General features: G+C 51.9%; 20 protein-coding genes. 13 read left to right on the forward strand and 7 right to left on the reverse strand.

All coding sequences use genetic code 11. The features are described 5' to 3' along the window. Positions 1-176: 176 nt before the first annotated feature. The gene (locus JIN85_RS17850) at positions 177-6,695 is read right to left on the reverse strand and encodes an outer membrane protein assembly factor BamB family protein (RefSeq protein WP_200273349.1); all 6,519 of its coding nucleotides are present in this window, start codon (positions 6,693-6,695) and stop codon (positions 177-179) included. A 294-nt stretch (positions 6,696-6,989) separates the two neighbouring features. On the opposite strand from JIN85_RS17850, the gene JIN85_RS17855 reads away from it, so the two are divergent. The 6 genes from JIN85_RS17855 (at position 6,990) to JIN85_RS17875 (ending at position 10,894) form a co-directional block, all read left to right on the forward strand. Next, positions 6,990-7,946 carry an RHS repeat domain-containing protein gene (locus JIN85_RS17855; protein WP_200273351.1) on the forward strand — a complete coding sequence of 319 codons (957 nt, stop codon included), beginning with the start codon at positions 6,990-6,992 and terminating at the stop codon, positions 7,944-7,946. Beyond that, entirely contained in the window at positions 7,865-8,125 is a 261-nt protein-coding gene (locus tag JIN85_RS22535) for a hypothetical protein (protein ID WP_484510766.1), read from the forward strand. The genes JIN85_RS17855 and JIN85_RS22535 overlap by 82 nt, the downstream gene beginning before the upstream one ends. Positions 8,126-8,211: 86 nt before the next feature. Next, the gene (locus JIN85_RS17860) at positions 8,212-8,703 is read left to right on the forward strand and encodes a hypothetical protein (RefSeq protein ID WP_200273353.1); all 492 of its coding nucleotides are present in this window, start codon (positions 8,212-8,214) and stop codon (positions 8,701-8,703) included. A gap of 178 nt (positions 8,704-8,881) precedes the next feature. Further along, positions 8,882-9,310 carry a hypothetical protein gene (locus tag JIN85_RS17865; RefSeq protein ID WP_200273355.1) on the forward strand — a complete coding sequence of 143 codons (429 nt, stop codon included), beginning with the start codon at positions 8,882-8,884 and terminating at the stop codon, positions 9,308-9,310. Between the two features lie 94 nt (positions 9,311-9,404). After that, entirely contained in the window at positions 9,405-10,178 is a 774-nt protein-coding gene (locus tag JIN85_RS17870; protein WP_200273357.1) for a hypothetical protein, read from the forward strand. A 302-nt stretch (positions 10,179-10,480) separates the two neighbouring features. Next, positions 10,481-10,894, forward strand: a complete 414-nt coding sequence (locus JIN85_RS17875) for a hypothetical protein (RefSeq protein ID WP_200273359.1) — start codon at positions 10,481-10,483, stop codon at positions 10,892-10,894. A 305-nt stretch (positions 10,895-11,199) separates the two neighbouring features. On the opposite strand, the gene JIN85_RS17880 is transcribed toward JIN85_RS17875, so the two are convergent. From JIN85_RS17880 to JIN85_RS17895, 4 genes are read right to left on the reverse strand one after another with little or no spacing between them, the layout of a single operon-like run. After that, complete coding sequence (locus JIN85_RS17880; protein ID WP_200273361.1) at positions 11,200-13,593, reverse strand: discoidin domain-containing protein; 2,394 nt, start codon at positions 13,591-13,593, stop codon at positions 11,200-11,202. Positions 13,594-13,653: 60 nt separating this feature from the next. Beyond that, on the reverse strand, positions 13,654-14,358 hold the full coding sequence (locus JIN85_RS17885) for a PEP-CTERM sorting domain-containing protein (RefSeq protein WP_200273363.1): 705 nt from the start codon (positions 14,356-14,358) through the stop codon (positions 13,654-13,656). A 51-nt stretch (positions 14,359-14,409) separates the two neighbouring features. Further along, entirely contained in the window at positions 14,410-15,963 is a 1,554-nt protein-coding gene (locus JIN85_RS17890; RefSeq protein ID WP_200273365.1) for a LamG-like jellyroll fold domain-containing protein, read from the reverse strand. After that, complete coding sequence (locus JIN85_RS17895; RefSeq protein WP_200273367.1) at positions 15,960-16,541, reverse strand: sigma-70 family RNA polymerase sigma factor; 582 nt, start codon at positions 16,539-16,541, stop codon at positions 15,960-15,962. Before JIN85_RS17895 ends, JIN85_RS17890 begins: the two co-directional genes overlap by 4 nt. Positions 16,542-16,567: 26 nt before the next feature. On the opposite strand from JIN85_RS17895, the gene JIN85_RS17900 reads away from it, so the two are divergent. After that, entirely contained in the window at positions 16,568-16,705 is a 138-nt protein-coding gene (locus JIN85_RS17900; protein ID WP_200273369.1) for a hypothetical protein, read from the forward strand. 32 nt (positions 16,706-16,737) lie between these two features. Here JIN85_RS17900 and JIN85_RS17905 read toward each other — a convergent pair whose 3' ends face one another. Beyond that, positions 16,738-18,033 (reverse strand): reverse transcriptase family protein, encoded by a 1,296-nt coding sequence (locus JIN85_RS17905; RefSeq protein WP_200273371.1) that lies wholly within the window; start codon positions 18,031-18,033, stop codon positions 16,738-16,740. Between the two features lie 343 nt (positions 18,034-18,376). Here JIN85_RS17905 and JIN85_RS17910 point away from each other — a divergent pair, with 343 nt between their 5' ends. The 5 genes from JIN85_RS17910 to ald are packed head-to-tail and all read left to right on the forward strand — an operon-like array spanning position 18,377 to position 23,039. Further along, on the forward strand, positions 18,377-19,492 hold the full coding sequence (locus JIN85_RS17910; protein WP_200273373.1) for an MlaE family ABC transporter permease: 1,116 nt from the start codon (positions 18,377-18,379) through the stop codon (positions 19,490-19,492). 3 nt (positions 19,493-19,495) lie between these two features. Continuing rightward, positions 19,496-20,281 carry an ABC transporter ATP-binding protein gene (locus JIN85_RS17915; protein ID WP_200273375.1) on the forward strand — a complete coding sequence of 262 codons (786 nt, stop codon included), beginning with the start codon at positions 19,496-19,498 and terminating at the stop codon, positions 20,279-20,281. Continuing rightward, entirely contained in the window at positions 20,278-21,288 is a 1,011-nt protein-coding gene (locus JIN85_RS17920; RefSeq protein WP_200273378.1) for an MlaD family protein, read from the forward strand. The genes JIN85_RS17915 and JIN85_RS17920 overlap by 4 nt, the downstream gene beginning before the upstream one ends. Further along, positions 21,285-21,869, forward strand: coding sequence for a PqiC family protein (locus JIN85_RS17925; RefSeq protein ID WP_200273380.1), 585 nt, complete (start codon positions 21,285-21,287; stop codon positions 21,867-21,869). Before JIN85_RS17920 ends, JIN85_RS17925 begins: the two co-directional genes overlap by 4 nt. A 51-nt stretch (positions 21,870-21,920) precedes the next feature. After that, complete coding sequence (ald, locus tag JIN85_RS17930; protein WP_200273382.1) at positions 21,921-23,039, forward strand: alanine dehydrogenase; 1,119 nt, start codon at positions 21,921-21,923, stop codon at positions 23,037-23,039. A gap of 98 nt (positions 23,040-23,137) precedes the next feature. Here ald and mgtE read toward each other — a convergent pair whose 3' ends face one another. Next, complete coding sequence (gene mgtE, locus JIN85_RS17935; RefSeq protein ID WP_200273384.1) at positions 23,138-24,514, reverse strand: magnesium transporter; 1,377 nt, start codon at positions 24,512-24,514, stop codon at positions 23,138-23,140. Positions 24,515-24,647: 133 nt separating this feature from the next. Here mgtE and JIN85_RS17940 point away from each other — a divergent pair. Beyond that, a partial coding sequence (locus JIN85_RS17940; protein ID WP_200273386.1) for a DNA-3-methyladenine glycosylase I occupies positions 24,648-25,147 on the forward strand: 500 nt, incomplete at its 3' end.

Below are 25,147 nucleotides of genomic sequence, written 5' to 3' on the forward strand. Positions count from 1 at the left end.
TTGGCGCCAAGCCGGGCCTGCGGAAATCGAAAACTGCCAATCGCCGACTTGTCGCTCCGGGATGACGGCTTTTGAATCGATTTCGCCAGCGAAAGCCGGCAGTGGAGAGATCAATGAAACGATCAGGACGTTACGGAATAGGGGAGTCATGATTGGGTTGAAATGAGGTTTTCGCATCAAGGGTCGAGACGCTCGATTCGGTAGAAACGTTGGGATTGAGTCGATGGTGCGGCGTCGGTCCATGGTGGCCCGCGATCAATCCATTGAACTTTGGTTCCACCTGCGGTGATGGAAGGCGGCGAGATTTTCCAGGTCACCGCATCGTTGCTGTATTGGATGCGATAACTTGCATCGGGTTCACTTGGAAATTCAATCAGCACCGATTTGTCTTCCAGCGGGAGAATCCGGCTGACGGCAAAGGTATTCGTGTCGTCTCCTGAGACGGTTTGTTGGGTTATTTCCTGAGACGAGATCACACTCGCGGTGATCTGAGGATCCTCGAGTTCTCCCCGAAGTTCGGAATAATACTCAATGACAATCGTGACTGAGGTTCGGATTGGAATCGTGACTTGATATTCGACACTTCCTCCTCCATCGACCGTTTCCGATCCATTGTATAAAGTAACATCTTCGCGCAGACCGCTGATGTTCAGCGTGAATCCGGCGATGGCACGTTGTGCGCTGTTGCTGAGGGTGATGGTTTGCTCATAAAGACCAGTGACGCGATTGAGCGTAGCGGGGCTTATACTTCTGATGGCAGGTGCCGCAGGTTCAGGAACGCTGAATTCGATAGTGCGTTGTACTTCATTTCCTAACGGATCCGAGAAGGCGATCGTGACGGATGCCTGCCCCCAATTCAGGGCGTCGAAATCGGCAGTGAGAATTCCATTGGCATCTACCGTCAAAGAATCGAACAGGGCAGCATTACTGTTAGATACCACGTTCCACGTTGGATTTCCGCCGCCAGAGGCAAAGGTGACGTAGGTGTTCAGATCAAGGCTGACCGTGCTGGCACTGTTGTTCGCCGCTATTTCGGATGGGAAATCATCGGAGACCAAAGGCTCGTCATTTGCGATCCAGGCGCTAATGCCATTGGTGCTGCTTTGAGCCACCAATATGCCATCGGCAAAAGCAAAGCCTCCGGAAATCGGCAGAGTCTGCTCAATTTCGCCACTCTCCAAGTTGACCAAGTTGAGGACATTCTGGCCGGGAACGAGCAGGTAGTCGAGGAATACCACTGGTGAGGCATCACCAGCTAGTCCCGTTGCATAGACCCGAATCAAGCTACCATCTTCCACGGAATACGCGGCAACCCCATCACCATTCATGACGTAGGCGATGCCTTTTGAAACCGCGATTTCGTTAATGAAATATCCTGACACGGACCACACGACGGATTGCTGATTCAAGTCGATGCAAACGAGGCGACTCAGTGAATGGACCAGTGCCCGGTCGCCATAAATGGCGAGTTGGTTTCGAAAGCCGGATATGACTGAAATTTCAGGAACTTGAAGTGTCCAAAGAATTTCACCCGTTTCTGGATCTACAGATTGCACATCTTTTCTGTAAGCTCCGTAGAGTTTGCCATTAAACAAAGTTGGCTTCCAATAAATTGGATCGGTGTCATCTGGTGCGGCAATCGGGTCACCATCGGTGGTGAGGCCGAATACATGACCTGTGTCACGGACAATGAACATGCCTTCATCACTCGCAATATTAGTCTGAGGACTCGTTACCGAGCTAAATTCCTCTGTATTGAGAACCCGATTCCAGCGTGTTTCTCCCGTTTCGGAGTCCAGAGCGAAAATCCGATAGTCCGACATCCAAGTATCACTGGATACATAAATGCTGCCGTCGAAATAACTGAGTGCTACGATTGCGGAACTACCCAACGATTCACTTTGCCATTCGATCTCCCCGGTCTGGAGATCCAACTTGGTGATCTTGGTCGCGCCCGATCCATCCATTGCCACATAGGCTTTTCCCTCGACGATAATCGGGTTATGGGTTGGTGCATTTGAACCGCTTTGACTCCAGATCTGGCGGAAGCGGAGATCACCGAGGAGAGCGGGGACCGCATTGGTTCTACGCGGATTTACAGCTGTTGTGGTCCAGTCATCGGTGCTGAGGTCAGGTGGAGTTACACCGACATCTACAGGTTCAGAAGTGGCAGTGGAAGTGACGCTGCTTACCTCGACATAATAGCTCCCTGCCTGCGCGTCTCCAATGTTCGGCAAGGGTAGGAAGCTGGAAGTTGCACCTGGTATCGGTTCACCATTGAAATACCATTGATACTGCAAATCGCTGCCACCACTCGCTTTCACAAATAGATAGGCATCGTCACCTTCGCGGAAATCACCACCAATCGGAGATGCAGTGATCTCGGTCACTTGCTGGTTCGGATCGACTTGGACACGTGTGGTTTGGTCTTGGAAGTTTCCTTCGGGATCAGTCACGCGGAGTCTGATGAGATAAGATTCCACGTTTGAACCAACCGCAGGAATGGTCAGCGAAAACGTTCCTTCGGCATTCTTGTCGAGCGTTGCTCCAGTCGGCGCGGTGAGTAATTGAATCTGCAGGTCGGTGGAGTCCGGGTCAGTTGCAGAGAGGGTTGTCGTCCACTGGCTCGGCGGAACTTGTCCGGGGAGATTGCTGGTGAAGTAAGGTGAAGCAAATTCTTCGTCTTCGATCCGGTAGCGGAGAATCTTCGGTTCATTGGAACCACGACCTATCACCAGCCATGCACCGTGGGCTGTGTAGGAGCCAGCGAAACCGTCAGCATAGTAGTAAATATAAGGGGATGTGATCACTGTTCCAGCTATCCAGCTGCCGGAATCGAAGTGATAGGTGTAAAGGCCTGATGAGCCATTCTTAAGACCGGAGCTGACGAATAGATGAGTTCCTTCAAGGTCTACCTTGCTTCCGAAGCCGGTGAAAGATCCCCTAAATTGTTGGGTGGCTGTCCATAAGCCTTCTGAATTTTTAGTGAAGATTTGGACGATCTTTAAGCTCGAAACCCCGGCAACCAAAACATCTTCATTCATATCAAGCGCCGTGACTGGATATGGGGTTCCCTCAGAACTCATCGGAATCGATTGAAGATATTCAAACAGTCCGGTTGCGCTGGAGCGGCGGTAGACAAAGAGAAATGAATCCCCTCCGGTGCCATTCCCTGGAGCGGAGACGATCAGATCGTTTCCGGAAATTGCTAAAGCAGAACCAAACGCCCCGTCGTTCGCACTGTTTGGCGGATGGATTGTCTGTAACAGTTCGACCTCTGGATTGGTGAGATAAACCTGCACACTACCAGCTCTTGGTTGAAGATCATTTGATGAGATGGATGGCGTCATTCCGATCGCAACAAGATCACCGTCGGTAGCCAGAGAGTTTCCAAAATTCCCATATTCCTGTGGGATCTCAGCGTGCACGATATTAGCTGGAGTCCAGCTGCCAGAAGTCATGCGAGTGGTAATCACAGCCTCACCAGCTCCCAGTTTGCCGTCATATAGGCGTTGTGAATAGGCGCCTACCATGACTGGACCTTTCGCGGCGACTGCTGACACTTGTGCGTCGCTCGATGTATATTGCCAGATCGACGCGGCAACTGAAGCATCAGAACCTTCAAAAGGTTGGATTTGTAAACTGCGAAGGTAACCAGAGAAAAGAGAGTCGTCAGTCAGAACGAGCTTCCCGGTTCCAGGATCCGATGTGCCGATCGACTCTGGATCTGCAATTTCATACTGGATCGAAAATTTCTTGGTCTCTCCTTCCACCACCACGCCATTGACAACAGCATCCACCCTCCATGTGTATTGATAGCCTGGAGCGAGAGCTGATTCCAAAATGTAGGTGTTTGCAGATCCTTGATAGACCATATCTTCGGTGCCAGGACTTTCCGAACCTGCAATCAAATAGAGCCGATACTCTTCCGCTCCCTCAACTTGTTCCCAAGTTAAGTTGTCCGGCGACTCACTCAGTACGGCATCTGGAACAGGATTCGTTCCGAAGTAGGGATTGATGTCATTCGTCGCCAGGGAGTGCAACGTTCCATCGGCTGCGTTGAAGCGAATTAAATAAAGATCATATGCAGACCAGCAATCCAACCCGCTTGAATAATAAGGCGGGCTGACGAGGGTCTCGCCGGAATCAATGATGTAAATCGACCCACGCCCGCTGGCGATTTGGCCAGTCTGGCTGAATGCAGTCATTCCTTCAGAGAACGCACTAATGTTTTGAAGACCGTCTGTTGCGATGACGTATTGCCCGAGAGCGAGTCTTTCTCCAGAATTGGAGTATTGAATCGCGGTTATGGTGAGATTGTTGATCGTGTGCTTTAGGTCGATCCCCAATCCATCGCCGGAAATGCTATATTGCTTCGCCGTGTTAGGACCATACACCCAGAAATCACTGCTATTAGGACTGGCTGTTAGGATCGTGGCGCTGGAATCTGGATTCTGAGTCTGTAAAAGGGAGGTGCCGGAGGGACTGAATATCTCAATTCCAGGTCCACCCTGAATGTAATAAACGATCAGCCTACCATCCCCGAATGCAGAGGCGAGTTTGACGCCCGCCGCTACAGGAGTGGCTACACCAATTGTCCATGATTCTAGATCAACCCAGCCGATTTCGTTAGATGTCTGGCTGCTGAATCCAAGACGGTTCTGCGATACGTCCAGCAGGAGATTGTCTGTAGTCGCAGGGATGACCAATGAATCGACAATCGTAGCACTGGCAGCATCGATTTTTACAATCAGCTCCTCGCCATCGTCATCCGGATTCTTCGTTAGACCGTAGACAAATGGAAAGCTTTGATCAGCGATCAATTTCTGCAATTGCAGATCATAGCGCTGAATCTGAATTGGGAGAGGAAGTTCGGCTCCTCCAGTTTCGATGACAATCGTTCCCTCAATTAACGCATCCTGAGTTAGACTGTTATCGATATGAATTGAAAATGACTCACCTGCGATGCCGGAAGTTTTCGAGACATCTAACCAGTCTGGGTGGCTGAGAATGTTCCAACTGCCGCCAGTGGTGCCGGGGTATGCGGAGACTGTCACTTCTTGATCTGGAATCGGCGCGGACTTCGGATAATCCAGAACGAGCGGAGCGGGGGCTACAGACATCAGCCATATCTGGAATTCCCATGTTTCACCGGCATCGGATTGATCTCCGTAAGCTCGTTCAACCCGCCAATAGTAAACGGCACTGGGCTCCAGTTCCGGTAGAGATTCTGTCCAGGTTGTTTCGGTCGTTTGTCCCAGGTAACTTGCTGATTCTGGAGTGGCGCTTTCGACTTCTTGACGATCTTTACCGAAATAAATCCGGTAGGAGGATGCTAGCGGATCACTTTCCCATGATAGGGTTTGCTCAAGACCGCTGACGACCGCGCCATCCGCAATTCCTGGTTCTATTGGGCTGCTATTTGAAACCATCTCGGCGAGATCAATGACAGTCGGCACTCCACTGAGAATCATCACAATCCGTTGCTCGTCCGATGAAAGCCCTTGGAATGAAGAATAATAAGATTGTTCAGGCTGAGGCAGTTCCATGACCACCGCTCCGGTGTCTATATTGATGATCTGATCATCATCCACCATGAACCTGCCGCCGAGCATCGTCTGGGTCGGCGCTTTATCCAAGGGCTTGATGATTTGATAGTTTTCATCAAAGATATAATTTCCCCAGAACAAGCGGGATCCGTCTGCACTGAAAAAGCAACTGGTGTTGCCAGAGATGGGCAAGACAGTGCCGAAGTCAATGGTTCGGTCGATCGTCACTTCTCCATTGGTAAGACTGCATTCGAAAAGCTTGGTGGTAGCGGTTCCATTTGAGAAATTACTCGTTTCACCTTTGACGAACTTTCCAGATATTGGATTTCGAGTAGCTACGAAATTCGATGAACCGATGTCATAACTATAGAGATAATCACCGGAATTTGAGTCATAGATAAGGAAACTCTTGTTGGTGCTGTTAGTCGCCCACAAGTTGCCATCATCGCCCATGAAAAACCGATTCACGCTCTCGATATGATCAAGGCTAATGCTGCGTTTTGCCTCTAAGGTATCTAGCTGGAAGACCAGGACTTGATCTGCAGAATTCTCCGTAAGGAACAATTCATTCCGATCCAGATCAAAGGCCATCCTTGAGATTAGTATATCAGTGAGTTTAAGGTTCTCATCGATTTCTCCAGTAACCGTATCGATTCGAAATAGCAGAGAACCCGAGGCGTAAGGATTTCGGGAGCTGCCGAAGAGATAACGGCTTTTTGGCTGTGCCGCAAGGGTCTGGATCTGAGGTATGATCCCAGTGGCGGAGATTGGAAAGGTTTGTGTTTTACCGTCCGCTTGGATGGTCAACGTGCCGCTTGTACTTTGTGGGCTTTCTCCAGTCGTGGTGAAACCCCGGTAATCAGCATAAATCGGAACCTCCGCGGGACCACTCCCACTCGTGATGTCAATATGAAGCCAATCCTGGTTAGATGAAATGGTCCATGGTTCGGAATTTCCGCCATCGATCTGCAGCGACCCAATTTTCACGGCTTGATGAATCAACCCAATGCCAATCAAGTCCTTAGTTTGAACTTGGTAGGGGAACGAACCTTGTTGGGCCTGTGCGGTTTTCGGAATGAACCAGCAGGTAAGCACCATGGCCCACAGCAGTATGAATCTTCGAATCAAGGGACGTTTATTGTTCATTGGCGATTTAAGGAAAATCTCAAGAACCTCGGTGGGGCAAGATTTTTCCACCAATTGAAGGTCGAATAAGTGACTGGACAAGAGGGGGATGGTCCAACTCTCAGACAGAGAGCGACCTGGATTGAATGAAGATCAAAAATTCATATCGCTTCGATACGATTCACTTTTCGTGTGACGGATAGCGCATGTGGCCAGACGATGATCAGAGGATGTTGACTGGAAAGGAAGAGTTCATCGTTTACACATCCGATAATGTGTGGTGACTCTTTTAAAAGTATAAGTTTTTCAAAACTTGTGAAATTTGAGTTTATTGCTCGAAAATATTCTATTAATAGATGCAATGATGCCTCGGTGACTTACACGCCGGATGCCTTGCATCGGGTGGCGACATCAGTGGATTCTCGCACAGGAACAACCAGCTTTACTTCCTACACCGAGAGTGGCAATGTGCTATCGATGACTGAGCCGGGAAGTCGCACCACCACTTTCTCTTACGACGTCATGGGACGCCGTATGGTGGTGGGCCAACCGAATACCACGATATCGGGTGGCACATCCAACAATATCACCCAGACTTCCTATTATAAGACAGGGAAGATCAAAGCCGTCTGGGGCGATCAAACCTATGCAATCTACCGGATTTATAACTCGGCCCGGGGAGAACTGAGCGCCAAGCATACCCGCTATGATTATCGATCAGGTTATCTCGTGGCGAAGCGATATTTCACCAGTGCGTCCTCCAATACCGGCAGCAACGCGGGCAATGACACGGACACCGGCGATGTTGGCTATAGCTACGATGCTTTTGGGAGAACTCAGAACATTGTGTCGACGGCGAATCGACCAGGAACTCGGATATTGAATTTGTATGTTTCGACATCGACTCTTAGCAAAATCAATGAGCTTCAGACAGTCGATCCTGATATTAGATTCACGGTTGGAACAGGTGAGGTGAGTGTTGATTATGGATCTATCAATCCTTCTATTTTACGTTGGGTTCATCGCAATGCAGACTCCTTGCTACGTTTCAGTGGGGTGGGCCTCCGCTTATCCATTTCAAATACAAGTAATCGAGAAGGCGCGAATTATATCATGACAGAGGAACACATAGAGGGATTTTGGCTGCTGCATATGGAGCTGCAGCTGGTAAGCCTACTACCACATTTAAAGTGGCAGGATTGCATCCCGCGACTTCGAAATTATTTGGCAAATCGAGTGAAGACTATAAGCAGAATGTCGAAAATTTCATAGCTCGTGGAGATATTCTAAATGTTACACAAGAAGCTGTTCCATTTGTGTTGCCGAATTCAAAAGGAGGGCGGAAATATGTAACTCCAGACGGAGTTTCGCTTTCGGGTCCTGTTGGAATCCATGGTATGGATGAAATTATTGAAGCTATAGAGAAAAAATTAAATTATTGTCACAAGTGATAAAAGGTCAAATGAGTCGTTCTTATTTTGTCGTGCTGATATTCGTGCTGCAGGGCTGTAGTCAGCAGTTTACTGATTCTTTGGTAATGAAATTACAGAGTAATATTGAAAGTCAGAAAAGGAGTCACCTCGCTCCTATTGGTTCTTTTAGAGCTTTTGAAATTTCAGCTAAAGTAGAGACTTCATCTGGATTGCTGACGAAAGTGGAAAAAGTTGATGCCAAAGTGATTAAATATATAGGGTCTGGCAGTGAGTTGAGTGAAGGGTATTCATTAAATTTTAATCAAGGTGGATATTTTTCATTTTATAACCAAGAAGGTGGGGAGTTAATTGTGAGGAATAATGAAATTCCAGTCGGTTTGTTCAAATTTGGTTTTTTCCCTGGTGGTATTTTGAAATATTCTGATGGGACTCAATTGAGTGTGCCAGGGGATTTGGATGGAGTGCTAAAAGGTTCAAATCACGATAATGTGCCGAATCTGTGGACTAAAAATGCTTTGGATAAATATGGATTCAGAATTATAAGATATGAATTGCGTGAATTGAAGACGCCTGGGCTCAATCGTATTATTCGATAAGCAACAGAGAAAAACGAGATAAAAAGGATTGGAAAGGTGATAGTTGCATGAAGTTGAATATAATATATGCATTTGCTGTGGTGATTATTTTTATACTTGTATATTTATTTATTGCGCACGAAAAAACTTATCACATATATCATTATTTTCTAGAGGCGAGTCGCGGACAGATGTTGTCATGCACGGTTACTTGATTCTGAAAAGAGAAGATCTGGAAAACGAAAGTCTTAATGGAAATTTGCAAATGTTTATTAGCCAATCCACTAAAGATCGGGTGATTGCTGTGGCTGAGAAATTTCTAAGAGTCTATTGGAATGAAGAAAATAATCGATATTTGAATCCGGCGTATCCGCCTGATATCTATTATGATGAAGAAGACCAAAGATTCAATGTTGAGTTCAATACTGGGTTTCCCGAGGTTGGGACTATTATTGTTCTCGATAAAACGGCTGAACATGGTAATATCGAATTGCAAGGGGCGATTACGTTAGATGATCCGCCAATTAAAAATAGGCTTGTGGAACATTGTAAACTGTATGATTATGGAGAATTTGTCGAGCTTATGCATAGGTATGGAATGGATTATGATTCGCGAAAGGATAGATAGCCGTTGATCCTAATAGATGGACAGGGCTTTCGATACATGACAGAGGGACAGGCCCTTAATTTGGGCCCTTAATTTGCCAGGCCCTTAATTTGATTTGCCAAACTCAAAAGGTTCTAAAGATGTCAAAGTAGCCGATAGAGGAAGCGGCCATGCCAATCCACGGCCTCCTTACAAACTTCCCAATGGGGTTGATCCTGATGAATGGCTTGATGTTTGGGTTCCCAATGATAAGAATCTTGATCCTCATTGGGATCTGGTTGAAACCTCTGTGGATGAGAAATGTCCTTGTCCGCCTGGATGGAGCGGAGATAAACCAGAAAAGCCGGATAAGGCTAATGTTGATCCACAGGAGTATAATGACAATCAATGGAAAAAGAGGAATGATAAGAAGAAAATTATGAGAAAATATATAATACTCTTATTGGTAATAAACTTATTTACATTGCTTTACTCCTTTTCCCAAGAAAGGGAGAGAAGCATAAATGTAGAGGATTATATTGTCGAGGTTAAACCAGGCGACAACGGGAGAGGAAATGTCGCCACTATAAAAGATATGCACGGAAAAAGCCTTGTGCTTTTGCGTTCAGACCGATGGATTGAGCTAGTTCGATCACCTTTTCACTCGATTTTTGCTGCTATCGATCACTGGGATGGCCATTATGCGACTATTCATGTCTTTAGGATTGAAAGCAATGAAAATGAAATATCCCCCGTTGAGATTTATAAAACTCCCGTTGATTTGAACCGGATTGTCAAATGGAGCGTAAAAAAGTGGAATACGAATGAATTCACTTTCACTATTATCAGGAAAGAAGAATTACCTGATAGTGGAAGAACTTCTCGCGAGTTCACAATTCCGCTTCAGTAAAGTAAATTGGTAAAATGCCTGGAATTTTTGTAGAATTAGTGGGTGCAAGAGGGGAGGATGAGCCATGCTTGAGACTTGTGTAGCATTAGCAAGTCAGGGCCGAACATCGACCATGAAGCCAATTCGGCGCTTCGTTCGTTTTCACGCCTCTGCTTGGATCGTCGGGATCACTTGCATCTACAAGAGCGACAGCCAGTACCGGATTATGGGACAGACCGGAATAGCACGATTCGGGACAGGCCTTTAGTATGAAATTCCGACAACGCCGACTCCTTCCAAGCCGAATAAACTGAATTAGCGTGATGATGAAGAGATTTAAGTTGGATGCTGTCTTGATTCCGGTTGCCTTAGTTGCAGTGTCGGTCTTCGGATTCTTCGTCGGAAGGATTTCGGAGGTATCAGAAGCAGGGCTCCAACGCGAGTCGGCCGCAAGTCCTGGACCGGCCTCCCAACTGGATTCGATGCGCCCCAAGGCTGCTGCTGCCCTCGCGGGCGACTTGCTTGCGGCGCAGGAACTCTTTGAGCATTACTCGTATGGGACAAGGGACTACGAGAGATCCTACTTTTGGGCGGTTGTTTGTGAGGAGAATGGCTATGACACCAAGTTTGGAAGTCTGGTCGAGATTGCTAGGGATGGGATTATTGCAGAATACGGGGTGGAACCAGCAGACGTCGCTGAGCCTAATCAGCCTTCGGATCGACGGCTACCTGATTAAGCGCGAATTGATTCCGGAGAATCAGTTACCCTGAGCCGCTATCATGGATCGGTGTAGAAAACTTTGCGTTCTAGCAGGTCCAGATATGGGTTAGGCGGGCTAGAGCCTTACTCCAGGGAGCTTCTTGGTAGAGCCAGCTGCGCCAAGGTTTCGGCTGATCAGATAAGCGGCGGGACGCCGCTTGCACGGCCTGCTACGGGACGTCGCAGCTACACATAACTAGTAGTGGGGTAGCTTGAGGTCCATGGGATCTCCCGAACGATGCGGGAGATCCCATGGTTGAATCGGAACCCGAATTTCCGAAATTACTGCTTCTCGACGCGGAAGAATTGCCGTGTGCCAGGAGTGAACGAAACGGTGCTGGAGGTTTGTGCCGCTTCGCCCGGAATATCTTGCAGGAGGATTGTGCTCCAATCTTCCAAGTCTGTGGAGCTGGTGATGCGATAGTTGGTTCCTGTCGATGATGTCCAGGTCAGGGTCACTTGATTGGTGCTCAAATTGATCGCATGACTGACCAAGGCAAGATCGGCTGAGGTCTCAGTCGGTTCGCCAGTCGTGAGTGTCCAACTGGTCACATCGTGGGATTCGGAGAGGCTGCCGGAGCGGGCAGAAAATCCGACCCAGGACATTCCATCTGAAACTGCACTACATTCTTCAAGCGTGACGTTCAAGTCGCTCACGACTTGGATGCCATCAATATAAATATCCAGATCGCCAGGAGCATAGGTAACACGCACCGCATAAGGAGCTGAGGTGGTGTCGGTTTTTGTGAGATCAACTGCGGTCTCGGTGCCTCCCAAGGTTAACCCGGAGATGGTGCCCAAATCCACCGTAGCCAATACCGTCGCTCCGTTGTAGACACGGAGCATCGCTGCACTGGTATCGGTCGTGTTTTGGTAGGAATCGAATGCGATGTTGAGGGCATTGGACGTGAGCCCGCGTTCGTTGTTAGAGACGGGGGTGGCGGCGGTTCCAGCAGTGCTGTTTTGCACGACAAATGACATACCATCCGCGCCGGTGCCTGTGCTGATGAGCTGGATGGCGAAATTGGTTTCGAAACCATTACCCAGAGCCATTTTTCTCCGGAACCATGCGGTGCCTTTGGTGCTGGCGCCGTCTGCGTTCAGGCGGAGGCGTTTTGCGTCCGCTGGTGATGGAATGGTCGCATAAGCATTGAGTATGGTTGCGTTATCGAGCAGAGCGATTTCGTCACCCGCAGCATCAAAGTTCGGATAATTGATCTCAGTGACAGTGGATTCGATGATCGTTACCGGTATCTCCGCGGTTGTGATGATACCGGTAGAGCCAGTTGCCGTGAGGACGTATGTCGTATTTGTGGTTGGAGTTACGATTGCAGAGCCTGATGCGCTCACGGTTCCAAGATCAGTGATGGAAACGGTTTCTGCATCTGTTACGTCCCATGCCAGTGAGAGGCTTTGCCCGGCAATGAGCTTGGTGTCGCCAACAAAGGATACCGTTGGAGCGAATGCTGGAACATCGGCTCCTGGGAATGGAATATCTTCCGAGTAGGCTTTTCGCTCTAGAGGCGTGTTGAAATCAAACAATGTGACGTTGTCCACCAAGACCCAATCGGTTTTATTATAACTTCCCTCGATATACCAACGGACTGGATCCCGAGGCGCGTTATCGTTTGCCGTCCCGAGGCTGTAGCCGTTTGCAACCGGCGGGTTTTCACCCATGTCGACGAGGAAACCGATGAGGTTTTGATCAAGCCACTTGGTGCTAACGTCGTTATCGGTTAGATTTAATGCGGTTTGAGTGGTGGGTGTTGATCCACCGGTTAAACTCTCAGCAGTATCCGGGAATAGATATTCGGATGAAGTGTATAACTGGAATTCCGATAGCTGGATCTGACTGATCAATGCTGATGAACGGATTTTCTCAGGGACGAAGCGATAATAGCGGTAATCAAGCGAGCCGCCTGCTACGGTTCTCACCGTAACCTTCGAAGTGGTTGTGCCGGTTTCGTTTGTAGCCGTAATGGTGTAGACCGTGTCACTGCTGTTAGAAAGGGTTAAGGAGGAGCTGCCAGTGGCATCGACACTTCCGATTCCCTGGTCGATTGAGACCGACGTGGCACCGGAAACACTCCACGATAACGAAACATCACTGGTCCCATTGATCACGATCGTCTTATTCGCCGAGAAATTCGTGATGACTGGTAGTCCGGTCAGGGAAAATCCCGTATCGTAGGTGAGGCGTGCGGTAGGAGTGGCATGCAAGGTTTGCATATCAAGCACCTCCCAAGTTTCGCCGTCGTCACTTCCCGAAAATAACCAGCTGATCGGGTCCCGGGCGGTCGCATCGTTTGCCGTTGCGAAGTTGTATTGATCGATGGTGGTAGGACTTCCAAAATCGAAAATCAGAACTGGCGATGCATACGAATCAAGCCACTTGGTGCTCGTGCTGCCGTCGATGATTTTGTTGGCGCCTTCATTTGCGTCGATCGCATTCGTACCGTTTGGGTTCGACATGACCACGCCTGTTAGGTCCAAAACCGTTCCGCCGTGGGAGAACTGGAACTCGGACAATTGAGTGACGGTTGTGTTTTGTCGCAGCAACGTAGGAGCAAACTGGTAGTAGCGATACGTTTTTTCGGCAGCTGATAGAGCGCTAATGGAAGCGAGGGAGGAGATGAAAAAGGGCAAATAAGCCTTTCTCAGTAGAAGGTTTTGCATGATCCCGATGTTCTGGGTTTGTTTTAGTAATATTGCAGTGAGGATGGGGATCTCCTGCTCCTATCGCTTCACACGGCGAATGAAGGCCAATGCAAATGCGCTGAAGCTCAGCAGCGCGACGCCAGATGGCTCTGGAACGGCGGTGATATCACGAATCTGCCAAGCAGCGATGTGGGAGTTGCCAAAGGAGGCGAGATAAGGTTGCAGCACTAGATCTGGATCTGAGCCGTCAGCGGTGAAGGTCCCGATCACATATTGGCCATAGGGGCTGTCGAGGGAGTTGTTAGGGTCGGCTTCGAGCAAAACCGTATCACCAATGGCTCCGGTGGAGTCGGTGCTGCTGTAGGCCATCACCCGGTCGTTGAGTCCAGTGCTGGTAGTGCGTTGGTCGACGAAGAAGATTTGAATTTCATAGGTTCGGCCAACGACGAAGGTCCCGAGGTCGATGGAAGTTTGGCCGCTGCCGCCACCGAAGGTAGCCTGGGTCAAAAGAGTGGTGAAATCAGTGTCATCTGTGGTGCCGCCACCCATCATGCTGGCTTGAAGGCTGCCAAGAACGTTGTTCGCGACCCAGGTATCGCCATTGATGACGACGCTTGATGCTCCGCCGTTGTAGGCCGAAACGAGCGTGCCATTAGTGCTTACCACGCTGATTCCGGTGGTATCCTCGACGCTGCCCCAGGTGATCACGGCGGCATTTGCAGCTGCGGTGAGGAGCGCCGCTGAGGCGATGAAGGTCGCTATGCTTTTTTTGTTAGATGTCATGTTATTGGTTGTTGGTTTTGAGAAATGAGGTTCGGGAAAACGGGTGAGTGATCATTTTCCATCGCTCGGGTGTCCGTTAGAGGACAGGGAGCGGATGGTTTTTTCGTCGATCACGCCTTGGTAGATATAGATTTCATCCAATGAGCCTTGGAAGGTCGGCAGGCCGGCGTAGATGCCATATCCGATGCGCAGTGGGCCGTTGCCCGGACCGCCTGTTTGGGTGTCCACGTTGCGCATCACAGGTGGTCCATCGGGACCGAAGCGATGTTCGGGTTTGCTGAGAACTCCATCGAGATACAGCAGGCAGTCCGGTGTGCCGTCTTCATGGGTTTTCCCGGTGTAGATGGCTGTCAGGTGATGCCAGCTTCCGTCATCCAGACGGGCTGGATCATAGTAGCGATCGGCGCCAAATGAGATGCAGGCGCGGAGTTGGCCGTTGTCAGGATCGCGCGGGAACCAGATTTTCCATTTGCGGTTGAAGTGATTGTCGGGATTTCCCCAAGCAATGGCTGCGGGGAAAGTATCCGTTTGTTGGGCACCGGGATCGATCTTGAACCAGAAGGCGATGCTGCGTGGTGCTTTGCCGCTGAGACCCGGCCAGTCGGTATTGATCCATGCGCCGCTGCCGCTGCTGAATGAGATAGCCTGGCCGACAGGGCCGGGGATGAAGTGCGAGGCAGAATCCTCACTGATCAGTCTGGCTTTGATCGAGCTTGCACCCGGCATGCTGCCATCCACTTGGATTTCGCCATTTACTCCAATGCCATCGAGTCCGAAGTGGAGGTAAGGAATTTTTCCAGAAAGTGCTTTTTGGAACCGACCCGGAGTTGGCGGCAATGTCTTCAGCGAGCCATCATGGTTCACCACTCTTGCTTGGCCAGCGGTCAGGACTTCCGAGGATCGAGTGCCGATGCGTGTGGTGGCGATGACGGAGCCGCGCAGCACATGGATTTGATCCGGCGCGTCTGATAAGGCGAGTACGCCAAACTCGGATTCCAAATCGACCACATCCACCTCATGCGTGCGCACGGAAAACCCTTTCGCCACTTCCGGCACGTCGAACCATGCATTGCCTTGATTCAGCAATACCAAGTCCTGATTGGCCAAAGTGAACTCAGCCGGGCCTTCAACGACCAGATGGACTCCATTGGCGAGAGAGCATTCGAAATTCCCGCCCAGCAACTCAACATAGGCACCGTCGACCAGGAAATGTCCCTCCGGTCCCTTAACTCCATCCGGGTAAGTGACCTGGCAAACCGAACCCGGCGAGAGTTGATAAGGCACCGAGTTTGCCCCCCCGGAATTTTTGCTCAAAACCAGCACGGCAATGGCAACCGCAGCTGCCGCCGCCAAGATCCAGGGCAAGACCCGCTTCGGTTTTTCATTTTGCGAAGATTGGAAGGGTGCAATCGGTAAAACCGCCTGCACCTCCGCAGCTGCCTCATAGCGAACACAGAGCGCGCTGTGCAATCGGCTAAGCGATCGGTAGACCGACCTTGCCTCTGGATCCGCCTTCAGAATTTCTTCCAATTCTAACACCTGCGCTGCTGACGCCTGACCATCCAGCAGCTCCAAAATGCGATTTTCCAACTCCACTTGTTTCATGGAATGCGAAGGGCTAAATGGGTTTCCACGCAGAGCTTGAGATTCCTGCGGATGCGCATCAGGGAGATTCGCAGACTGCTCGCACTCGCTCCGGTTTCCTCCGCGTACTGCTGCAACGATTTCCCCGGCGTGTAGCGGAATTCGATCAAATCGCGCTCCTTGCCGGTCAACTTTGACATGCAATCTTCCAGCACCTCCAACGAAGCATCGCCGGATTCAGTGGTATTCCACTGATCCTCATCATCCGCCAAAAGCTCCACCATCTGATCGGAAAACATCACCCGGTCATCCCGCTTCACCCGGTCCCGGTGGTGCATCACCTCATATCGGGCCACCGTGAAAGCCCAGGTGACAAACTCACTTTCAGCCCTGAGGCAGTCCCGCTTTTTCCACAGGACCATATTGGTTTCCTGCAGCACATCCGCGATCGACGGACTGCCGGGCATGAGGGAGACGATGAACGCGCGGATCACGCCCTGGTGTTGGGTGATCAAGCGCACAAAAGTCTGCAACCGATCCGATGGATCCTGAGGCATCAGATCAGGTTGTTCGATATCTGGGCTGGGCTGAAGAGGCATCGTCTTACAGAACAACCAAAGACCTCGTGAAAACGTTACAAGATTTGGGTGATTTGACCGGTGGCAAAATCGAGATCACGCGTTACTCGATGCATGTGCGGCGCCACGGTGGCTGTCGGGTGGATTGGCAGATGATCAGTAGCGAGTGGATGGCTTATAAGTGATTTACAGACAGCAATCCAGGTGCTGCTTGATTTCAGGCGGGCCAATCGATCCGTTCGAACAAGCTTTCCAGTTTCAGCGCTTTCTGCGGCTGAATAAATCGAATCCACGATAGCTTCCCTGCCAAATGTGCGGCGAAGTCGGGGTGATTGTTACGATTTTGTGACTCAGGGCCAAATCGAATGCAATTGGTGAGAATGGCTTTGAGCTGATCGATCTCACGGCGATCGATGTTTGGCTTTTGATTCAGGATAAGACCTGCGGCGTGCTGCTTTTGCGCCTGGCGAAGCACCCTGGTCTTGCGATGGTTGATTGAAAATCGCTCTTCCAGAATGATCCCGCCGATCATCGCTTGGAGCCCCTTGGATTTCCTGGCAAACTTCTGATCCCCGGAAAAGAGCAGATCGTCGGCGTAGCGAGTGTAGGTCGCGCCGATACTTTGCGCCAACCCCAACAGGCGGCAATCGAGACGATAGGCACTGAGGTTTGCCAGTGCGGGTGAAGTCGGCGCGCCTTGCGGCAAATGACGTGTGGTCAGACGGCTGCGTTCGTGGGAATTCAGCGGCTTTTCACCGATGGTCTGCGATGGAGTGGAGTGGGTGCAAATCGCGGTCAGGGCTTGAGCAACGTTTTCCGGATAGCCTGCTGTTAGAAAGATGTGAAAAATCCTGGTCGAGGTGATGGACGGAAAAAAATCCTCAAGATCGAATCGCAGCAGCATTGGCTTTCCGCTGTGTGGCTCGACGAAATTCCGGATCGATCCGCCGGGGCGGAAGCCATGGGCGGCTTCGTGCGGTGGGATGAGGTTGAGGATTTTACGAAGCACTCGGCGTTGAGCGCCCTTGAGGAGTTCCTTCGGACTTTCGATCAGCCGGTAGCGCCCGCTTTTGGGTTTGATTTGCCATCGATACCGATAGTGCTCGCTGGAATTTCTGGCAGTGAGCCAACCCAGGTCATCTGGATGAAGGCGGAGCAGATCTGCGAGTTCCGCTAAAGTGGTGATGGCAGGAACGCCCCAAGCGACTGCTATGCCGGGAGCGGGAGCCATTTCCGGTTGGGTGAATCCGATTCCGATGCGCGCCTTGCCTAAAATCCAAGCACGAGTGAATCCGGGATCATGGAGAATGCGGTCCGTGATTTTCCGGATCGTCGGCCGCGGTGCCTCGGCAAACTCCAAACTCAAATTACGTGCCAATGCCTTTAGCCATCGAGCTTTTCGGATGTCACCCATCAAAGGGGCGGCGCGGTGAATCAGTTCATCATGGTTCGCCATCGATCCTGCAGCCAGGGCAGTGGCAAGACGGCGGGCATGATGGATTCGTGATGGCATCGGAATACGCGGACATAGGCGACGAATGCGGAGAAGTCCGCCCTCAACGTGTCCCGTCTGGCGTGGGCATATTCACGTGCTAGCGTGATGAGGCCCTCGCCTCGCAATGGTTTGGCTTTTGATCCCCCGGGGTAACCCCGGAGAGGTCGCTGATGAATCATACGACCGGCTTGAGATCGGGACTTCTCCGCAATTCGTTGTCTGAAAGCTAGTGCCGATGCGAATCCGTCAACAAGCGCAATTTATGACGATCAGGTAGGAGTCGGCTCGGGGAGTCGTTCAGGCTCTTTCCTAAGAACCGGTGAATTCTTGTGAAAGTGCGTTTTTGTGCCACTATCCTGCCATGGAAAACCGGGATATCTCAGCACCACGCGCCAGTTGGCAGCGCGACCATGCTGGGATCCAACTGGTTCTATCAGGCGACTGGTTGCGCGATGGATCACGGCCGGAAATTTCCGGTGAGGACCCTGGCAAGGTTGCCGAATCTTATGTTACGGGCGACCTGGGTGAGTTCGATTCGACGCTGCCGGCATTTCTGTTAGCGATGTTTCGTGATCGTGGGGCCGCCGATCCTTCCCTGGATGGGATGCCGGAAAATCTCCGTGGACTGATGGAGCTGGCGCTCAGCGTGCCGGAACGAATCGAGGCCAAATCGCAGGCGGATCAGCGATCTCCCCTTGCCAAGCTCGGAGGTGTGAGCCTTTCAGTTTGGGAGCGCCTGACCAGCGTGGCGGAATTTGTCGGCCTCACCTTGTTTTCGTTAGGGAGATTTCTGACCGGGCGGGCCCGGTTTCGCGGAAAGGACTTTTGGTTGATCGTTCAACAATCGGGTGTCGAGGCGCTGCCCATTGTAATTCTGATCACTTTTCTGATCGGAGCGATTCTAGCCTTCGTCGGCAATGTTCAGCTCGCGAACTTTGGCGCTAATATCTATGTCGCTGATTTGGTCGGCATCGCCACCTTGCGTGAGATGGGAGTGGTGATGACCGGGATCATGATGTCGGGTAGGACGGGGGCCGCGTTTGCCGCCAGCATCGGCAGCATGAAGGCGAACGAGGAAATTGATGCGCTGCGCACTTTTGGTTTCAATCCATTTGATTTTCTCGTGCTCCCGCGTGTCATCGCGTTGGTGTTGATGATGCCGATCCTGACGATTTTTGCCAACGTCATGGGCATTGCGGGCGGCATGTTGGTCGGTGCCTTGGTTGGAATCCCTCCTGCGTTGTATTGGCAGGAGACCCTGGTTTCGGTGACGCTGACCATTGCCTCACTCGGGGTGCTGAAGAGTTTCTTTTTTGGCGCGGCGATCGCGATCTGCGGCTGCTTGCAGGGAATGAATGCCGGTAATTCTTCCGCCGCGGTGGGCGAAGCGACGACTCGGGCGGTGGTGGCTTCGATCACCTCGGTCATCGTGATCGATTCGGCATTCGCGGCGATTTTCACCCTTCTTGGAATTTAAGAAATGCAGAATCCCGAGACTCCACCTGATGCCAAGATCTCCATCCGTGGGTTGACCATGGCCTATGGGTCATTTGTGGTGATGAAGGATCTGAATTTCGACATTCAGGAACGTGACATCTTCATCATCATGGGCGGGAGCGGATGTGGGAAAAGTACTTTGCTGAGGCACCTCATCGGGTTGCGCGAACCGGCGAAGGGCGAGGTCTTTTACGATGGCAAGAGTTTCACCAAAACCGACGAGGAACAGCGCGGTGATTTTATCCACCGTTTCGGCGTGATGTATCAATCCGGAGCACTTTGGTCTGCTCTTACTCTGGCGGAGAACGTGGCGATGCCGATCGAGGAAAATACCAAGCTGAAGCGCAAGGAAATCGATGAGTTGGTTTCCTACAAACTCTCGTTGGTCGGGCTTGCCGGATATGAGGATTATTACCCGTCGCAAGTCAGTGGCGGGATGAACAAGCGGGCCGGGATTGCGCGGGCGATGGCGCTGGACCCTGACATTCTGTTTCTGGATGAACCGAGCGCCGGGCTTGATCCCCTGAGTTCGCGCAGGCTGGATGATCTGATATTGCGATTGCGTGACAGCCTGGGATCCACGGTGGTCATCGTGACTCACGAGTTGGCGAGCATTTTTGCCGTCGGCAACAATTCCATTTTTCTTGATACCGCAACACGCACCCAAGGTGCGATTGGAAATCCTTCAGAATTGAGGGATCATTCTGACAATCCAGCCGTGCGCCTGTTTCTGAATCGCGGCGACGAATCCGAGTCCTCAAAAGCATGAGCAAAAAAGCGAGTCCTACCCTGATCGGTCTTTTCACCCTCGTCGGGTTAATCCTCGCCGCGGTGGCGGTGGTGATGTTCGGCGCAGGCAAGTATTTTGAGAAGTCGCACAAGATCCTGCTCTTTTTCGATAAAAGCGCGAACGGCCTGCAGGTCGGCTCGGATGTGCGGTTCGGCGGTGTCCGAATTGGCACCGTGGATTCGATCCATGTGCTGATCGATCCAGATGGAAACCGTAAAATCATTCCGGTGGTGGTTTCCTTGGGCGACAAGGAATTGCACATGGTGCAGCGCAGCGATGGCAGCGGCATGGATTTTTCCACCAAGGAAGGCGTGGCCAAAGCGGTGAAGGAAGGACTGCGGGCCGGCATGAAGCAGCAAAGCTTGGTGACCGGGCAGCTTTACATCGAGTTCGACATCATCCCGGATACGCCGGGATTTGTTTACAATACCAAACGCGAAAGGCGATTGCCGGTGGTGCCGACGGTTGGCACCCAAATCGATGAGCTGATCGCGGGAATTGCCGATGGCTTGAAGAAGTTCAATTCGCTCGATCTCGAAGGCGTCATGGGTGACCTGCATGAAGTTCTCGCCCAGGCTCGGGATCAAATCAGCGCGCTCGATTTGAAAGAGATCAACGACAATGTAACGGCGATCACGGGCGATGTCCGCAAGTTCACGGATGACCAGAAACTGTCCAGCGCGGTTGAAAATCTGGATAACGCGCTGCAACAAATCGACCAGCTGGTTGCGCGCGCCAACGAGGGCTTCGACCCGTTGATGGAGGATTTGAACGAACTCATCGCCAATGCGAATGCCGGTTTGGAAAAAATCGATGAAGCGACGAAGGAGCTCAGCGAGATGTCCAATCCACGCGCGCCGGTGGTCATGCGCTTGCAAAATGTGCTGCAGGAAACCGAGCGCGCTACCCGATCCCTGAAGGAACTTTCCAACGATCTCAAACGCAGTCCCAACGCCATCCTTTCCGGAAAGGAACACGACGAATGAAATTCCAAGCCGCTCTCACCTTTGCTCTCCCGTTCTTTCTGGCTGCCTGTGGCTCGGTGTTCCAACCAGTCAAGGATAGCGCCGTGAATCATCTGCTGGACCCGGCGGTCCCGGAGCGAAGCTTGACGAAGGAGACACCTGCCATCGCCATCGCGCGGCCTGCCTTGCCCGGGTATTTGGATCGCCAGCAATTCGTCAGCCGGAAAAATAACGGCGAATTGGAGATGAATACCAACCACCTTTGGGCGGAACCTCTCGACACCGGGATCTCTCGCGTGTTGGCGATCGATCTGGCGCGACTGACTGGATCGCTCAACATTCAGCCGATCGAAAACTATGTCACCATGGATTACGGATCGCTCGTGGAAATCCGGATTTCGCGGTTCGAGCCGGATTCAAGCGGGCATCTGGTGTTTCATTGCACTTGGAAGTTGCAACCCGTTCATGGCGCGGTCGCGGCAAGTCACTCGTTCCAAACCGAGGTGCAGCTGGTTGATAGTCAGTCGCCGATGAGCGAGAGAGTGCGTGCGATGAACGAAGCGCTGGCTCGACTCGCCCGCGAAATTTCGAGTCACCTTTGACTCGGGCATTGCAAATGCTGCCGTGGGGGACTCTGTTCAGCGTCTTCGAAAATGAATATTGGCATACCTACGGAAATTAAAGCTCAGGAAGCGCGCGTCAGCATGGTTCCTGGATCGGTGTTGGAGCTGGTGAAACGTGGCCATCGAGTGTTTGTGCAACGCGGTGCCGGTGAAGGTTCAAGCTATCCCGATTCTCAATACGAGGCGGCTGGCGCGGAAATCCTTGAAACTGCTCAAGAGGTATTCGAGAAATCCCAGCTCATCGTCAAAGTGAAGGAGCCGCAACCGGTGGAAATCGCCATGCTGCGCCCTGACCATATTCTTTTCACCTACCTTCACCTTGCTGCCAGCAAGCCTCTGACGGAAACCTTACTCGCCAGCGGTTGCACCGCTCTTGCTTATGAGACTCTTCACGTGGGCCGTCACCTGCCGCTGCTTGAGCCGATGAGTGAGATCGCCGGTCGCATGTCGGCAATCGTTGGTTCCTACCACCTCGCCAAGCATCGCGGTGGCCGCGGCATCCTTCTTGGTGGCGTTCCTGGCGTTGCTCCTGGCCGCGTGGTCGTTCTCGGTGGTGGAACCGCCGGCATCAATGCCGCCCGTGTTGCCACTGGCATCGGTGCGGATGTGACCATTCTTGAAGTCGACTTCGAACGCATGCGCTTCCTCGACATCACCATGTCCGGTGCCCGCACGGTTTACTCGAACGAGGCGAACCTTTCAGACTTGTTGCCACGGGTCGATCTGGTGATCGGTGCGGTTCTGCTCCCGGGTGCCAAGGCTCCGAAGCTGATCACTCGTGAAATGCTGCGCATGATGCCGCAAGGCAGCGTGTTCGTCGACATCGCGGTTGACCAAGGTGGCTGTGCCGAAACCACACGCCCGACCACTCACGAAAATCCGACTTTCGAAGAAGAAGGCGTGCTACACTACTGCGTGGCCAACATGCCAGGTGCCTACGCCCGGACGGCGACCCAAGCCCTCAACAACGTGACCCATCCATGGATCACTTTGATCGCCGACAAAGGCGTTGCGGGTGCTTGCGAAGCTCGCAAGGAATTCATCGGTGCGGTCAACACTTGCGCCGGCAAACTGGTGATCAAGCCGGTTGCGGAAGCTCACGAGCTGCCCTATTCCACCTTTGACCCGGCAGATGCGCCAGTGTTCTGAGAACTCTGCCCATCACCGATATTGAATCGGTCGATTTGAAAAGTCCCGTCCGGCCAGATGGCTGTGGCGGGATTTTTTTTGATTCCAGCCAGGCTCCATCAAAGCAGACTGCCATGCAGAACGACGCCGGCTACGGCGAAATAAATAATCAGCCCGGTCACGTCGACCAAGGTCGCGACGAATGGCGCGGATGAAGTCGCCGGATCAAGCCCGAGCCGTTTCAGTAAAAATGGCAACATGGATCCGGATAGCGTGCCCCAAAGGGTGACTCCAATCAGTGAGATGCCAACTGTAAGCATCACCAGCGGCCAGTGCACACCGTAGGTTGGGGTAAACATCGACCAAATGGCAATCCGCAGCATGCCGAGGGGGGAAAGAATCAGGCCGAGGGTCATACCGGAGAGGATTTCCCGTTTCATCACCCGCTTCCAATCCTGCAAACGGATCTCGCCCAACGCCATCGCACGGATGATCAGGGTAGCCGCTTGCGAGCCGCTGTTTCCACCGCTGGAAATGATCAGCGGGACAAACATGGCCAACACCACGGCCTTGGCGATTTCATCTTTGAAATGGCCCATTGCCGAAGCCGTCAGCATTTCACCCAGAAATAAAACGATCAGCCACATTGCACGTTTGCGGATCAGGTGAATGAGCGAAATTTGCATGTAGGGCTCATCCAGATGCTCCATCCCGCCGATTTTTTGGATATCCTCGGTCGCTTCCTCCTCAGCGACATCGAGAATGTCATCCACCGTGACAATGCCGACCAGGCCCCCTTGGCCATCGACCACCGGCAGAACCGTGCGATCGTATCTGCGGAAAGTCGTGACTGCAGTTTCCTGATCGTCCGTTGCACGCAGCGTCAGAAAAACTCCATTGCGCATTTTGCTCACTTTTCGTTCCAACGGAGAAAGCAGCACGTCACGAATGCGCAGATCGTCTAACAACTTGCCATCGGCATCGACGACATACAGCACGTTCAGCGTTTCACGATCGCTGCCGTGTTGGCGGATGTGGTCCAGCACGTGTTGCGCCGTCCAATCGTCGCGGACCATCAAATACTTCGAGGTCATCAAGCGGCCGATGCTGTTCTCCGGATAGTTCAGCAACTGCAGCGCGACCCGGCGTTCCTGTGGGGAAAGCGAGTTGATCAGCCGCGCGCAAATCGGTGTTGGCAACTCTTCCAGCAACGCGGTCCGGTCGTCTGGCGACATCCCGTTCAGGATATTGGCCACCTCCTCATTGCCCATCGCCCGGATCAGAGATTCCTGCGTTTCCAGATCCAGATACTCAAAGACCACCGCAGCCTGGCGGGTGGGCTGCAGGCGGATCAGTACAGCCTGACCAGGGCCGCCAACCCGCGTAAACTCCTCCGCCGCATCTGCAGGCGGCATTTGGGAGAGTGTCTGCTTCAACTCGGTGAAATTCCGAGCCTGGATCAGTTCTTCGAGTCGTGATGTTGGTTCGTTAGCCATCGATCCCGGCAGGCATTTTACCCGTGCGGCGAACATCCGCGCAGAAAGCTGCTTCGCCAAGCACGTTGACGCGGAACGGCGATTTTCTTTTCCGTCACTTGCACCCGTTAGCCGTGGATGCATGCTCCTGAGTATGGAAAAAACGCGTTGTCCCTGGCTGCCGGCTGATCGTCCGCTTTACACGGAATATCACGATGCCGAATGGGGCGTGGAATCGCGTGACTCTCGATATTTGTTCGAAATGATCTGCCTGGAAGGCGCGCAGGCCGGCCTTTCCTGGTGGACGGTGCTGCAGAAACGCGAGCATTACCGGAAGGTTTTCCATCAATTCGAACCAAAGAAAGTCGCAAAAATGACCGACGCCCAGCTGGAGAAACTCCTGCTCGATCCCGGCATCATCCGCCATCGGGGGAAAATCTGGGCGGTGCGCGCGAATGCCATCGCCTGGCTGGCCTTGGACCATCCTGTTGAATGGATCTGGAGCTTTGTCGGGGGCAAGCCGATTCACACCTGTCACCAAACTCTGGCGGACTTCCCAACCAAAACCCAGGAGTCCGATGCGCTATCGAAGGCCTTGCGCAAGGCGGGCTTCAATTTCGTCGGCTCCACCACCATGTATGCCTTCATGCAAGC

The sequence above is a fragment of the Luteolibacter pohnpeiensis genome, from assembly GCF_016595435.1.
Taxonomy (GTDB): domain Bacteria; phylum Verrucomicrobiota; class Verrucomicrobiia; order Verrucomicrobiales; family Akkermansiaceae; genus Luteolibacter; species Luteolibacter pohnpeiensis.